This window comes from Pseudorhodoferax sp. (genome assembly GCF_047601025.1).
In the GTDB taxonomy this organism is placed as follows: Bacteria; Pseudomonadota; Gammaproteobacteria; order Burkholderiales; family Burkholderiaceae_C; genus Pseudorhodoferax.
The window spans coordinates 797,691-811,027 of record NZ_JASGJZ010000001.1 but is presented as its reverse complement, the minus strand read 5'-3'; the positions used below and the strand labels follow the sequence as shown (position 1 = coordinate 811,027).

Sequence of the window (13,337 nt, the reverse complement as noted above, 5' to 3'; positions counted from 1 at the left end):
GCGCAGGGCTACTCGGCCGAGCGGGACTTCTTCACCTCGGCGGCCGGCGGCTGGAAGCGCGGATCGGCGCCGTCCAGGTAGACGTAGTCCACCATCACGCCCTTGCCGCCCTCGTTCTTGGTGCGGCCGACGAAGGCGCCCATGGTGGCCTGGTGGTCTTCCGGCCGGTAGGTGATGGTGCCGAACGGCGTGCCCACCTGCAGGCCCTTGAACGCCGCGACCAGCTTGTCGGCCTCGGTGCTGCCGGCCTTGGCGATGCCCGCCGCGGCCGACCGGATCATGCTGTAGCCGACGATCGAGCCCAGGCGCGGGTAGTCCTTGAAGCGAGCCTGGTAGGCCTTCAGGAAGGCCTCGTGCTCGGGCGTCTTGATCGAATACCAGGGGTAGCCGGTGACGATCCAGCCGTCGGGCGCCTCGTCCTTCAGCGGGTCCATGTACTCGGGCTCGCCGGTCAGCACGCTGACCACCGCGCGGTCCTTGAACAGGCCGCGCGTATTGCCCTCGCGCACGAACTTGGACAGGTCGGCCGCGAACAGCACGTTGAAGATGGCGTCCGGCTTGGCGTCGGCCAGCGCCTGCACCACGCTGCCGGCGTCGACCTTGCCCAGCGGCGTGGCCTGCTCGGTGACGAACTCCACGTCGGGCTGGGCCGCCTTCAGCAGGCTCTTGAACGCGGCCGTGGCCGACTGGCCGTACTCGTAGTTGGGGTAGACGATGGCCCAGCGCTTCTTGCGCAGCTTGGCCGCCTCGGGCACCAGCATCGCGGCCTGCATGTAGGTGCCAGGGCGCAGGCGGAAGGTGTACTGGTTGCCGCCCTGCCAGGTCATCTTGTCGGTCAGCGGCTCGCCGGCCAGGTAGAAGAACTTCTTTTGCTTGGCGAAGTCCGCCAGCGCCAGGCCGGTGTTGGACAGGAAGGCGCCGGTGAGTACGTCGACCTTCTCGCGCGAGACCAGTTCCTCGGCCATGCGCACGGTGTCGCCGGGGTTGCCGTTGTCGTCGCGCGTGATCAGCTCGATCTTCTTGCCGTTGATGCCGCCCTGGGCGTTGATCTCCTCGACCGCCAGGTCCATGCCCTTCTTGTAGGGCTCCAGGAAGGCGGGCTGGGCCTTGTAGCTGTTGATCTCGCCGATCCGGATCACGCCCTGCGCATGGGCGGGCACGAGCGCGGCGAGCGCCAGCAGCGAGACGGCGCTGAACGCGCGACGCGTGGGCATGGACTTCATCATCGAAAGACTCCTGGGGGTGACGATGGACACATTCTCAGCGCAGGCCGTCCCTGCCTTCGATCTCGCAGGCCTGCAGGCCGCCCACGCGCGGCAGCGGCCGGCCGCCGGCGGTGACGGCCACGGCCACCACGATCTCGCCGGCGCGCGGCGCGTCGGGCACGCGCGCCTCGATCGCGTCGAAGTGGCTGCGCACGAAGGCGGCGTCCTTGTGGCCCAGCGGCACGTCGATCGCGCAGCCCAGGCCGCCGACCTTCTTGGCCGAGGGCACCAGGGCCGCGCCCCGTTCGACCGCGCGGCGCAGCGGCGCGCCGAGCTTGGGGTGCAGGATGGCGGCCGCGTGCTCCAGTTCGCCGGCCTCGCCGACGATGGCGGCCTTGCCGTAGCCCTCGGCCTGGGCGGGCGCGATGCCCAGCGCGGCGACGCACCGTTCGCCGAGCAGGCCGCCCAGTTCCTCGCCGATCGCGATCAGCTCGTCCAGGTTCTCGGCGTAGCGGCCGGCGTAGGGATTGGCGATCACCGCCATGGCCAGTGCGCGGCGCACCGGCGGCGTCACCGGCTGCCCCATTTCGAGGCGGGTTTCTTCGACTTGGACGAGCAGCTTGCGGATCTGGGCGGTCATGACGGGTGGCAAGGGTACGACGGTGGCGGCATTGTGGGGTGGTCGGGGCGCGGGCGGACTAGGTACTTTTCATTAAGCAATTACTGCACCAACTGCTGTGCCGCGAGGCCCTCGGTGGCGCGCCAGCGGCCCTGGCAGGCCAGGGCCGCATGCCAGATCAGGCCGGCCGCGCGCAGCCGGTGCGCGCATGCCAGGCCGGCGTCCAGCGCCTGCTCGACCAGCGCGGCGGGCAGCGGCGGCACGTCGACCGTGACCAGGCGCGCGCCGAGATCGGTGTCGTCCCGGAGCGTGTTCGCCGGGCGGCGCACGATGCGCGCGTCGAGCGCATCGACCGCGTTGGCGATCACGGTGGCGGCGGCGTCGGCCATGGCTGCGTCGCGCGCCAGCACGGTCACGCTGTCGGCGATGCCCAGCGAGAAGCTGCGCCCGCGCCAGCCGCTGGTGGCCACGCCGCGCACCGGCAGCTCCGCGGCGAGCGTGAAGCGGGCATCGGTCGGCAGCCCGCGCTGCGCCTGGAGGTGCTGCAGGCGCGCGATGTCGGCGAACAGGCCGACGCGCACCCGGCGGCCGGGCGCGAGGTGTAGCGCGATGTCGCCGCCGTTGTTGACCCAGGCGCGCGCGATGCCGTCGCGCGCGTAGTGCGCGGCGATGTCCTGCGCCACCGCGCCGGCCACGGCCGCCATCGGCGTGATGAAGCCCTGGCGGTACGGCGCGCAGGCGGCCCACATGCGGCGCGCCACCACGCCCTGCAGCGGGCAGGCGTCGCCGACCGGTGCGCGCAGCAGCGGCAGCTCGGCCACTAGCTCGGCCAGCACGCCGGCGAAGCGCTGCCAGGCGGCCTCGTGCGCGGCCTGCACCGCGCCGGCCTCGCCCTCGGCGCCGATCACCAGGTCGATCGGGCCGTGCTGGAAGTGCAGGCGTCCGCCGGCTAGCGGGCTGCGGCGCGGGCCCATGCCGCGTCAGCCGAGCAGAGGCGGCCGGCCCACCGGCCAGCCGTTCGCGGCGGCCGGCGGCAGCATGCGGCGCGCGCGCGGCGCGCCGTCGTCGTGCCAGGCGCCGTGCGCCAGCGTGTCGGCCAGCGAGCGCACCTGCGCCATGTGGCCGCCCAGCCGGCGGTAGTCGTCCAGCCGCATCGTGAACTCCAGCGGCGCCACGATGGCCGGCGTCGGCACGGTGCCGAAGCTGTTGTCGGGCATGCGCATCACGTCGACCATGACCGTGATGCCGCCGCCGGGCCAGACGTAGGCCGGCGCGCCGCCCAGCGTCACGTTGACCACGCTGTGCTTGATCGCCTGCGTCAGCAGCACCGGGTTCTCGCTGACGCCGGCGCGCAGGCTGCCGCCGGCGCCGCCGAGGAACAGCACGGTGGTCAGCGAGGGTTCGCAGTTCTCGCCGATGCGCGCGACCACGTGCGCGACCTCCCCGGGCATGGGCGCGGGCTGCGGCACCAACTGCTCGTCCAGCACGTACCAGGCTGCGTGCTCGCCGGTGGTGGACACCATCAGCAGCCGCAGGCCGGGCCAGGCCGTGCCTTCCTCGCAGGCCTCGACGATGGACAGCGGGTCCGCGATGTCGGTGCCGCCCCAGCCGGTGCCCGGGTTGGCGACCTGGAAGTAGCGGCCCGGCGTGGACTTGCGCCCGCGCACCTTGACGCCGGCCGGCCGCATCGCCAGGCAGCGGCCGGCCTGGTGCTCGGTCAGCACGCCGGTGATGTGGTCGTCCACGACGATGACCTCGTCGCAGACGCCCTGGAACTGCCGGGCGAAGATGCCCACCGTGGCCGAGCCGCAGCCCACGCGCATGCGCTGCTCCCGCACGCCGTTGACGATGGGCGCGCGGCCGGCCTGGATCTCCAACTGCGCGCCGCCGTCGATGCTCAGTTCCACGGCCTCCTTGTTGCCGAGCCGCTGCATGGCCTCCAGCGTCACCCGGCCTTCCTTCTTGCTGCCGCCGGTCAGGTGGTGCACGCCGCCGAGTGACAGCATCTGCGAGCCGTACTCGGCCGTGGTCACGTGGCCGACGACCTCGCCCTTGCAGCGCACGTTGGCCTGCTCGGGGCCGAGCCAGCGGTCGGTGTCGATCTTCACCTTCAGGCTGCAGTAGCTGAAGATGCCCTCGGTGACGACGGTCACCATGTCCACGCCATCGGCTTCGGAGGCGACGATGAAGGGCGCGGGCTTGTAGTCGGGGTAGGTGGTGGAGGCGCCGATGCCGGTCACGAACACCGGTGCGGTGGCCAGGGCCGCCGGCGCGTCTCCGCCCGCGGCGTCGCGCGCCGTGAAGGGCACCAGCGGCTGCTCGGCGGCGATGGTCCGGTCCAGCAGCACGACCGGGTCCACGCGCACCAGCACGCCGTCCTGGTTGGCATAGCGGTCGCAGGCGCCGGCGCGGCCGCGGCCGATCTGGCACAGCACCGGGCAGGCGTTGCATTCGATCCTGTCGCTGGCCATGCGCTCGTTGCGCGGGCGCGCGCGTTCCAGGCCCTGTGGCAGCACCACTTCGGGAAGGTCGGGCAGGCCGTCGGTCTTGGTGTGCTCGTTCAGCATCGTGGGGCTCCGCTTGCAGTGCATTGCCGCGGCAATGCATTTCATGTAGCATTCACTTAACGTTGTGCGGCAGATGCTAGCCAGAATCGGTGGACGCCGCAAGCCTGCCGGCACGGCGGCGCCGGGCCGAAAGCCCATGCAGCCGGCATGCCGGAGACGCCAGCGCGGGCGGCGGCCTGTGAAAAAATCGGCCGTTTTCCCTCTTGCATCAACCGTCAGAACGTCATGAGCGCTTTCAACGAAGAAAAGGTCCTGTCGGTCCACCACTGGACCGACCGTTTGTTCAGCTTCACCACCACGCGCGACCCTTCGCTGCGCTTTTCCAACGGCCATTTCACGATGATCGGCCTGCGCGGCGCCAACGGTAAGCCGCTGCTGCGCGCCTACAGCATCGCCAGCGCCAACTACGAGGACCACCTGGAGTTCCTGTCGATCAAGGTGCCCGACGGCCCGCTGACCTCCAAGCTGCAGCACATCCAGGTCGGCGACTCCATCATCGTCGGCAGAAAGCCCACCGGCACGCTGGTCACCGACTACCTGCTGCCCGGCAAGCGCCTGTACCTGTTCGGCACCGGCACCGGCCTCGCACCGTTCCTGAGCATCGCGCGCGACCCGGACACGTACGAGCGCTACGAGCACGTCGTCGTGGTGCACGGCGTGCGCCAGGTCGACGAGCTGGCCTACCACGACCTGCTGGACCAGGACCTGTGCGTGCACGAGGTGCTGGGCGAGCTGGTCAAGGACAAGCTGCGCTACTACCCCACGGTCACGCGCGAGCCCTACCGCAACATGGGCCGCATCACCGAGCTGCTGGAGACCGGCAAGCTCTGCAACGACCTGGGCCTGCCGCAGCTCAACGCCGCCGAGGACCGCGTGATGCTGTGCGGCAGCCCGGCCATGCTGCGCGACCTCAAGAAGATGCTGGAGGAGCGCGGCTTCAAGGAAGGCAACACCACCACGCCGGGCGACTTCGTCGTCGAGCGCGCCTTCGTCGAGCAGTAGGGCCCTGCATGCCCCGGCCGGCCAGGAAGACCGACGACGGCCCGCGCAAGCCGGGCGTGCGCGAGCAGGCCGTCCTCGTCTCGCGCGGGAACCTGCTGCGCGCGGCGACCAAGGTCTTCGCCCGGCATGGCTATGCCGGCGGGCGCGTGGGCCAGATCTCCAAGGCGGCCAAGTCCTACGACCGGATGATCTACTACTACTTCGGCAGCAAGGAAGGCCTGTACATCGCGGTGATCGAGGACATCTACCGGCGCATGAACGAGGCCGAGGCCGAACTGGCGCTGGACGAGCACGCGCCGGTGGAGTCGCTGAAGAAGGTGGTGCGCTTCGTCTGCGGCTACTACCGCCGGCACCCCGAGTTCGTCACGCTGCTGAACAACGAGAACCTGCTGCAGGGCCGGCACATCGCGAAGATGGAGTCGGCGCAGCGGTATTCCTCGCCGGCGATCTCGGTATTGCAGCTGCTGCTGGCCGCGGGCGCGGCGCAGGGCGTGTTCCGTTCCGATCTTTCGGTGCGCGACGTCTACATGATGATCGCCGCGCTGGGCTACTTCCCGCAGTCCAACCGCTTCACGCTGTCCGAGTTCCTGGGCCAGCGCATCGACGACCCGGCTGCCGCGGCGCAGTGGGAGGCCTTCGTCGTGGACGCGGTGCTGCGCACGGTGCTGCGGCAGCCCGTGCCCCAAGATTCCCACAGCCCCCACGGAGAAACCACGCTATGGCAGAAGCCGCCGCCACCGCCGCATCCGGAAAAGTCGTCATCCGCAACATCGGCCTGATGCTGTCGGGCGACCTCGACCAGCCCGTCCTCGAAGCCGACACCATCGTCGTCCACGACGGCCGCATCACCGCCGTCGGCAAGCTCGCGGACTGCGACGTCGACCGTGCCGACACCGTCATCGACGCCAGGCACACCTGCGTCGCCCCAGGCCTGATCGACAGCCACGTGCACCCGGTGTTCGGCGACTGGACGCCGCGGCAGGGCCAGCTGGGCTGGATCGAATCCACGCTGCACGGCGGCGTCACCACGATGATCTCGGCCGGCGAGGTGCACCTGCCCGGCCGGCCCAAGGACATCGTCGGCCTCAAGGCGCTGGCGATCACGGCGCAGCGCGCGTTCGACAACTTCCGGCCGCTGGGCGTCAAGGTGCTGGCCGGCGCGCCGGTGATCGAGAAGGGCATGGTCGAGAGCGACTTCCGCGAACTCGCGGCGGCCGGCGTCGGCCTGCTCGGCGAGATCGGGCTGGGCACGGTCAAGGGCGGCACCGAGGCGGCGACCATGGTCAAGTGGGCCCGGGCCGCCGGCATCCAGAGCACCATCCACACCGGCGGCCCGTCGATCGCGGGCTCGGGCCTGATCGACAAGGACGTGGTGCTGGAGGCCGATGCCGACGTGATCGGCCACATCAACGGCGGCCACACCTCGCTGCCCGAGGCGCACGTCTGCGAGCTGTGCGAGAAATCCAGCCGCGCGATCGAGATCGTGCACAACGGCAACGAGAAGGTCGCCATCGCCGCGGCGCAGACGGCGCTGCAGCTCAAGTGCCCGCACCGCGTGATCCTCGGAACCGACGGGCCGGCCGGCTCGGGCGTGCAGCCGCTGGGCATCCTGCGCATGGTGGCCATGCTGTCCAGCCTGGCCGGCATCCCGGCCGAGCTGGTGTTCTGCTTCGCGACCGGCAACACGGCCCGGCTGCGCAAGCTCGACTGCGGCCTGATCGAGGTCGGCCGCGCCGCCGACTTCGTGTTCATGGACAAGGCCCAGCACACCGCCGGCCGCACGCTGCTCGACAGCGTGCAACTGGGCGACATCCCCGGCATCGGCATGGTCATGATCGACGGCATCGTGCGCTGCGGCCGCAGCCGCAACACGCCGCCGGCCACCGAGGCGCCGCAGGTGCTCGCGGGCGCGCATTGACACGGCGCCCGGCCGCCGCCGGCCGGGCTCAGGTGTAGCGCTTGCTGCGCAGGTTGTCCTTGATGCGCTGCAGCATCGGCTGCAGGCGCGCGCCGCCGATGCGCAGCGCCACGCAGGTGGCCAGGATGTCGATGACCATCAGGTGCAGCAGGCGCGAGACCATGGGGCTGTAGTGGTCGTAGCCTTCGGGGTGGTCGGCGGCGAGGTGGATGTCGCCGGCGCTGGCCAGCGGCGAGCCGCTGGCGGTCAGCACGATGGTGGTGGCGCCGTTGCGCCGGGCGATGCCGCAGGCGTCCATCAGGTCGCGCGTGCGGCCCGAGTTGGAGATGATCAGCACGCAGTCGCCCGCGCGCAGCATCGACGCCGCCATCACCTGCATGTGTCCGTCGCTGTAGCCGACGGCGTTCACGCCCAGGCGGAAGAACTTGTGCTGCGCGTCCTGCGCCACGATGCCGGAGTTGCCGACGCCGTAGAACTCCACGCGGTGGCCGGTCTGCAGCGTCGCGGCCAGCGTCGCGGCGGCCTTCTCGATGGCCGAGACGCTGGCCTCGTTGCGGTACTTCAGGAAGGCCGCGACCGTGTTGTCGATGACCTTGACCAGCACGTCGCCGGTCTTGTCGTCCATGTCCACCGCGCGGTGGATGAAGGGCACGCCCTCGCTGACGCTGCCGGCCAGCTTGAGCTTGAAGTCCACCAGCCCGTCGTAGCCCACGCTGCGGCAAAAGCGCACCACCGTGGGCTTGCTGACGTGGGCCTTCTCCGCCAGCGCGCCCACCGGCAGCTGCGCGAACGCGCGCGGGTCGGCCAGCACCAGCCTGGCCACGCGCTGCTCCGCGGGCGCGAGCGAGGGCAGGCAGGCGCGGATGCGGTCCAGCATCGGGTTCAGAAGCCGTGCATGGATCGATCGCGCCCACGGCGGGTTGCGCCAGGCCACAGACATAGGCGCTGGCCGCCGCCCTGGCCGGTGCCAGGGCGAGGACTGCAACGCCCGCACGGGGCCTGGCGTGTCCCGGCCCGAAGGGCGAGGCCCCAGGCACGGCGCTGGCGGGGCACGTGGACGCTCATCGGGGACCTCGCATGGGCGTGAGGGACGCGTTCACGGCGTCTCACGCTTCCTCGCTCCAGCAATGCCCGTCGCGCGCGATCATCGCGCTGGAGGCGCTGGGGCCCCAGGTGCCGGCCGCGTAGCCGCGCGGGCCGCGGACGTCGTTCTTCCAGTAGTCCAGGATCGGCTCGACCCAGCGCCAGGCGGCTTCCTGCTCGTCGCTGCGCACGAACAGGTTCAGCCGGCCGTCCAGCACGTCCAGCAGCAGCCGCTCGTAGGCACCCACGCGTTCGCTGCCGAAGCGCTTGTCGAAGTCCAGGTCCAGCTGCACGGGCACCAGCCGCTCGGCGCTGCTGCCCTTCTTGCGGCTGCCCTGGCCCTGCGACATCAGGTGCAGCTCCAGCCCATCCCTGGGCTGCAGGTTGATGGCCAGGCGGTTGAAGCTGCCGGGCGGCGCGTCGTAGATCGCGTGCGGCGTGGGCCGGAAGTTGACCTCGATGCGCGCGTCGCGCGAGGACAGCCGCTTGCCGGTGCGGATGTAGAACGGCACGCCGGCCCAGCGCCAGTTCTCCATCTCGGTGCGCAGCGCGACGAAGGTCTCGGTGTGGCTTTCCGGGTCCACGCCGGGCTCGTCCAGGTAGCCCTGCACGCGCTGGCCGTAGGCCGTGCCGGCCTGGTACTGGCCGCGCACCGTGTGCAGGCCCAGCGTCTCGGGGTTCCAGGGCTTGAGCGAGCGCAGCACCTTCAGCTTCTCGTCGCGGATGGCGTCCGCGTGCGCGTTGATCGGCGGCTCCATCGCGATCGCGCAGACCAGCTGCAGCGCATGGTTCTGCACCATGTCGCGCAGCGCGCCGGTCTGGTCGTAGAAGGCGCCGCGCTTTTCCACGCCCAGGTCCTCGGCGATCGTGATCTGGATGTTGGCGATGTGCTCGCGCCGCCAGATCGGCTCGAACAGCGCGTTGCCGAAGCGCAGCGCGAACAGGTTCTGCACCGACGGCTTGCCCAGGTAGTGGTCGATGCGGAACACCTGGTTCTCGTCCAGCACGCGGGCGACGGCCTGGTTGATCGCGCGGTTGGAGGCCAGGTCGTGGCCCAGCGGCTTTTCCAGCACCACGCGCGTGCGGGGGCCGTTCAGCCCGACCGCGGCGATCTGCTCCACCACCTGGGTGAACAGCGCCGGCGCCGTGGCCACGTACATCACGATGGAGTCGGCGTCGCGGCTCAGCAGCTTGTCGGCCAGGCGGCGGTAGTCGTCGGGCCGCGACAGGTCCATGCGCAGGTAGTACAGCAGCGAGGCGAACTTCTTGAACTCCTCGTCGCTGGGGCGCTTCTCGCCCTCGACCGCGTTGAAGCGCTCCTGGATCAGCGCGCGGTAGCGGTCGTCGTCCAGGTCGTCGCGCGCGATCGCCAGGATGCGCCCGTCGGCCGGCAGCGTGCCGTGCCGAAACGACTGGAACAGGGCCGGCATCAGCTTGCGCCAGGTCAGATCGCCGGTGCCGCCGAAGAAAACGAGGTCGAAGCTCATGGTGTTACATGAATGGAGGGTTTTGAATGTAACTTGGTTTCATGCGACCGTACACTTCGGTGCGGCAGCGCGCCCTTGCGGGAGGGCGGATACGCGCTTGCACTATTCTTGCCAACCGCTTCAACCCGATTGCGATCCGCCATGAACCAACTCGACGCCCTGAAGGCGTTCACCACCGTCGTCGCCGACACCGGCGACTTCAAGCAGCTCGGCGCCTTCAAGCCCACCGATGCGACGACCAATCCCTCGCTGATCCTGAAAGCGGTGCAGCGGCCGGACTACGCGCCGCTGCTGCAGCAGACGGTGGAACGTTTCCGCGGCAGGCCGCTGGACGAGGTGGTGGACCGGCTGCTGGTGCGCTTCGGCTGCGAGATCCTGGCCATCATCCCGGGCCGCGTGTCGACCGAGGTGGACGCGCGGCTGAGCTTCGACGAGGACGCCACGGTGGCCCGCGGCGAACGTATCGCGGCGCTGTACCGGGCCGAGGGCATCGCCCTGGAGCGGCTGCTGGTCAAGGTCGCCTCGACCTGGGAGGGCATCCAGGCCGCGGCGCGGCTGGAGCGCCAGGGCATCCGCACCAACCTGACGCTGCTGTTCTCGTTCTGCCAGGCCGTGGCCTGCGGCGCGGCCGACGTGCAACTGATCTCGCCCTTCGTCGGCCGCATCTACGACTGGTACAAGAAGTCCGCCGGCGCGGGCTGGGACGAGGCCGCCAACGCCGGCGCCGCCGATCCCGGCGTGCGCTCGGTGCGGCAGATCTACACCTACTACAAACACCAGGGCATCAGGACGGAGGTCATGGGCGCGAGCTTCCGCAACACTGGCCAGATCACCGCGCTGGCCGGCTGCGACCTGCTGACGATCAGCCCCGAGCTGCTGGCCGCGCTGGCCGCCAGCGAGGCGCCGCTGGCGCGCGCGCTCGATCCCGAGACCGCGCGCGCGCAGGACGTCGCGCCGGTGCAGTACGACGAGGCGGGCTTCCGCTACGCGCTGAACGAGGACGCCATGGCCACCGAGAAGCTGGCCGAGGGCATCCGCGCGTTCGCGGCCGATGCCGCCAAGCTCGACCGCCTGCTGGAGGCCGCGGCATGAGCCCCGCCCGGCCGCCCGAAGAGGCTCGCACCGCAGCCGGTACGGGCGACGGTACACCCATGCGCCTGGTTGCCTGGGACACCCGGCCACGCTGCGACCAGCTGCCCGCCTGGGGCCAGCTGCGGGCGCTCAGCCAGCGCCATGCCGGCGGCTTCGACCTGCGCGGCGCCTTCGCGGCCGATGCTGGCCGCGCCGCGCGCTTCGGCCAGGAGGCGCCCGAGCTGTTCGCCGACCTGTCCAGGAACTGGATCGACGCGGCCACCGAGGACCTGCTGTTCGATCTCGCGCGCCAGGCCGGCGTGGAGGCGCACCGCGACGCCATGTTCGCCGGCGAGCCCATCAACAACACCGAGCAGCGCGCCGTGCTGCACACGCTGCTGCGCGCGCCGGCGGGCGCGCCGCAGGCCGGCGCGGCCTGGGACCAGGCGCTGGCCGAGGTGCACCGGACGCTGGACGCGATGCTGGCCTACGCCGAGCAGGTGCGCGCCGACGCGGCCATCACCGACGTGGTGAACATCGGCATCGGCGGCTCCGACCTCGGCCCGCAGATGGTGGTGCGCGCGCTGGACGCCTACGCCGCGCCCGGGCGGCGCCTGCACTTCGTCTCCAACGTCGACGGGCACGAGCTGGCCGCCGTGCTGCGCCAGGTGCGCCCCGCCAGCACGCTGTTCCTGATCGCCTCCAAGACCTTCACCACGGCCGAGACCATGCTGAACGCGCGCTCGGCGCTGGCCTGGTTCCAGGCGCAGGGCGGCACCGACGTGGCGCGCCACTTCGCCGCGCTGTCGAGCAACGTGCCGGCCGCGCGTGCATTCGGCATCGCCAGCATCTTCGGCTTCTGGGACTGGGTGGGCGGGCGCTACTCGCTGTGGTCGGCCATCGGGCTGCCGATCGCGATCGCCATCGGCGCCGAGCGCTTCCGCGAGCTGCTGGCCGGCGCGCATGCGATGGACCGGCATTTCCGCAGCGCGCCGCTGGCCGCCAACCTGCCGATCCGCCTGGGCCTGCTGGACGTCTGGTACCGCAACTTCATGGGCTTCACCAGCCGTTCCATCGCGCCCTACCACAGCGCGCTGGCGCGGCTGCCGGCCTACCTGCAGCAGTTGGAGATGGAGAGCAACGGCAAGCGCGTGGACCGCCATGGTGCGCCCGTGCCCTACGGCACCTCGCCGGTGCTGTGGGGCGAGCCGGGCACCAACGGCCAGCACGCCTACTTCCAGATGCTGCACCAGGGCACCGACGTGGTGCCGGTGGAGTTCATCGCCGTGCGCGAGGCCGCGCACACGCTGCCCGGCCACCAGGCCGCGCTGCTGGCCAACGCGCTGGCCCAGGCCCAGGCGCTGATGCAGGGCAGGGCCGACGCCGGCGGCCACCGCGATTTCCCTGGCAACCGGCCCAGCACCTTCCTGCTGCTGCCGGCGCTGACGCCGCGCAGCCTGGGCGCGCTGATCGCGCTGCAGGAGCACCGCGTGTTCACCAGCGGCTCGGTCTGGGGCATCAACAGCTTCGACCAGTGGGGCGTGGAACTGGGCAAGGTGCTGGCCAAGGACATCGAGCCGCGCCTGTCCAGCGGCGCGGCCGACGGGCTGGACGCTGCGACCGCCGCGCTGCTCGGCCGGCTGCGGGGCTGAGCGATGTCTGCACTGCGCATCCGCATCGAGGGCGACGGCGGCCCCTCCGCCAGTGCCGTGTTCGGCGAGAAGGGCGGCACGCTGGGCCGCTCGCGGCAGAACACGCTGGTCCTGTCCGACGCCGAGCGCTCGGTCTCGCGGCTGCACGCGCGCGTGGACTGGCGCGACGACGGCTTCCGGCTCGTGAACATGGGCCTGAACCCGGTGATCCACAACGGCGCGCGGCTGGGCCCGGCCGACGAGTCGCCGCTCGGCGCCGGCGACGTGCTGCGCATCGGCCGCTTCTCGCTGCTGGTGGAGGCCGCGCACGAGGACGAGCAGCCGCTCGACGACGAGGACGCGCTGTACGACGACATGACCGGCGAGCCGCTGCCGCGCCGCAGTGCGCGCATGCCGCCCTTCGCGCTGTTCGACGATTCCACCGCCGTCGGCGTGACCGGCCGCGGGCGCCCTACCGACGTCGGCGGCCTGTCCGCGCGGGCGCAGGCCGGCGTGGCGACGGAGCTGCTGCGCGGCATGGGCTGCGCCGCGCCCGCCGGCAGCCAGGGCTTCTCGGCGGAGCAGACCGGCCAGCTCCTGCGCCGCGCGATCGAGGACACGCTGCGCACCTGGATCCCGCACTGCTCGCCAGCGGTGCAGCAGGCCTGGTTCACCAGCTTCGAGGAGGCGCTGGCCCGCGTCGCCCAGGCCGAGGCCGTGGTGCGCGAGCGCTGAGCCGCGAGGCGTACCGCGC

At 71.2% G+C, this 13,337-nt stretch carries 12 protein-coding genes; 6 read left to right on the top strand and 6 right to left on the bottom strand.

The features are described 5' to 3' along the window. Positions 1-8: 8 nt before the first annotated feature. The 4 genes from QM782_RS03920 to QM782_RS03905 all read right to left on the bottom strand — a co-directional run bounded on the left by QM782_RS03920 (position 9) and on the right by QM782_RS03905 (position 4,388). Positions 9-1,223, bottom strand: coding sequence for an ABC transporter substrate-binding protein (locus tag QM782_RS03920; protein WP_415205581.1), 1,215 nt, complete (start codon positions 1,221-1,223; stop codon positions 9-11). A 37-nt stretch (positions 1,224-1,260) separates the two neighbouring features. Then, entirely contained in the window at positions 1,261-1,845 is a 585-nt protein-coding gene (locus tag QM782_RS03915; protein WP_415201620.1) for an amino acid synthesis family protein, read from the bottom strand. Positions 1,846-1,925: 80 nt separating this feature from the next. Next, positions 1,926-2,798: a UPF0280 family protein gene (locus tag QM782_RS03910; protein WP_415201619.1), complete on the bottom strand. Its 873-nt coding sequence runs from the start codon at positions 2,796-2,798 to the stop codon at positions 1,926-1,928. A gap of 6 nt (positions 2,799-2,804) precedes the next feature. Beyond that, positions 2,805-4,388 (bottom strand): 6-hydroxynicotinate reductase, encoded by a 1,584-nt coding sequence (locus QM782_RS03905; RefSeq protein ID WP_415205580.1) that lies wholly within the window; start codon positions 4,386-4,388, stop codon positions 2,805-2,807. A gap of 228 nt (positions 4,389-4,616) precedes the next feature. On the opposite strand from QM782_RS03905, the gene QM782_RS03900 reads away from it, so the two are divergent. The 3 genes from QM782_RS03900 to QM782_RS03890 are packed head-to-tail and all read left to right on the top strand — an operon-like array spanning position 4,617 to position 7,311. Beyond that, positions 4,617-5,393 carry a ferredoxin--NADP reductase gene (locus QM782_RS03900; RefSeq protein ID WP_415201618.1) on the top strand — a complete coding sequence of 259 codons (777 nt, stop codon included), beginning with the start codon at positions 4,617-4,619 and terminating at the stop codon, positions 5,391-5,393. A gap of 8 nt (positions 5,394-5,401) precedes the next feature. Continuing rightward, on the top strand, positions 5,402-6,172 hold the full coding sequence (locus tag QM782_RS03895; protein WP_415201617.1) for a TetR/AcrR family transcriptional regulator: 771 nt from the start codon (positions 5,402-5,404) through the stop codon (positions 6,170-6,172). Next, positions 6,112-7,311 carry an amidohydrolase family protein gene (locus QM782_RS03890; RefSeq protein ID WP_415201616.1) on the top strand — a complete coding sequence of 400 codons (1,200 nt, stop codon included), beginning with the start codon at positions 6,112-6,114 and terminating at the stop codon, positions 7,309-7,311. Before QM782_RS03895 ends, QM782_RS03890 begins: the two co-directional genes overlap by 61 nt. A 28-nt stretch (positions 7,312-7,339) precedes the next feature. Here QM782_RS03890 and QM782_RS03885 read toward each other — a convergent pair whose 3' ends face one another. Both QM782_RS03885 and zwf read right to left on the bottom strand, forming a co-directional pair. Continuing rightward, entirely contained in the window at positions 7,340-8,188 is an 849-nt protein-coding gene (locus tag QM782_RS03885) for a MurR/RpiR family transcriptional regulator (RefSeq protein WP_415201615.1), read from the bottom strand. A gap of 229 nt (positions 8,189-8,417) precedes the next feature. Next, positions 8,418-9,881: a glucose-6-phosphate dehydrogenase gene (gene zwf, locus QM782_RS03880; protein WP_415201614.1), complete on the bottom strand. Its 1,464-nt coding sequence runs from the start codon at positions 9,879-9,881 to the stop codon at positions 8,418-8,420. A gap of 141 nt (positions 9,882-10,022) precedes the next feature. Here zwf and tal point away from each other — a divergent pair, with 141 nt between their 5' ends. From tal to QM782_RS03865, 3 genes are read left to right on the top strand one after another with little or no spacing between them, the layout of a single operon-like run. Next, positions 10,023-10,973: a transaldolase gene (gene tal, locus QM782_RS03875; RefSeq protein ID WP_415201613.1), complete on the top strand. Its 951-nt coding sequence runs from the start codon at positions 10,023-10,025 to the stop codon at positions 10,971-10,973. 59 nt (positions 10,974-11,032) lie between these two features. Further along, positions 11,033-12,604, top strand: coding sequence for a glucose-6-phosphate isomerase (gene pgi / locus QM782_RS03870; protein WP_415201612.1), 1,572 nt, complete (start codon positions 11,033-11,035; stop codon positions 12,602-12,604). Positions 12,605-12,607: 3 nt separating this feature from the next. After that, a complete protein-coding gene (locus tag QM782_RS03865) occupies positions 12,608-13,318 on the top strand; it encodes an FHA domain-containing protein (RefSeq protein WP_415201611.1) in 711 nt (236 codons plus the stop codon). Positions 13,319-13,337: the final 19 nt, after the last annotated feature.

Coding starts and splice junctions, on each gene's coding strand:
- QM782_RS03885 (WP_415201615.1), bottom strand. CDS start 8,188: ATGCTGGACCGCATCCGCGCCTGCCTGCCCTCGCTCGCGCCCGCGGAG.
- QM782_RS03900 (WP_415201618.1), top strand. CDS start 4,617: ATGAGCGCTTTCAACGAAGAAAAGGTCCTGTCGGTCCACCACTGGACC.
- tal (WP_415201613.1), top strand. CDS start 10,023: ATGAACCAACTCGACGCCCTGAAGGCGTTCACCACCGTCGTCGCCGAC.
- pgi (WP_415201612.1), top strand. CDS start 11,033: ATGCGCCTGGTTGCCTGGGACACCCGGCCACGCTGCGACCAGCTGCCC.
- QM782_RS03865 (WP_415201611.1), top strand. CDS start 12,608: ATGTCTGCACTGCGCATCCGCATCGAGGGCGACGGCGGCCCCTCCGCC.
- QM782_RS03910 (WP_415201619.1), bottom strand. CDS start 2,798: ATGGGCCCGCGCCGCAGCCCGCTAGCCGGCGGACGCCTGCACTTCCAG.
- QM782_RS03920 (WP_415205581.1), bottom strand. CDS start 1,223: ATGAAGTCCATGCCCACGCGTCGCGCGTTCAGCGCCGTCTCGCTGCTG.
- QM782_RS03895 (WP_415201617.1), top strand. CDS start 5,402: ATGCCCCGGCCGGCCAGGAAGACCGACGACGGCCCGCGCAAGCCGGGC.
- zwf (WP_415201614.1), bottom strand. CDS start 9,881: ATGAGCTTCGACCTCGTTTTCTTCGGCGGCACCGGCGATCTGACCTGG.
- QM782_RS03890 (WP_415201616.1), top strand. CDS start 6,112: ATGGCAGAAGCCGCCGCCACCGCCGCATCCGGAAAAGTCGTCATCCGC.
- QM782_RS03915 (WP_415201620.1), bottom strand. CDS start 1,845: ATGACCGCCCAGATCCGCAAGCTGCTCGTCCAAGTCGAAGAAACCCGC.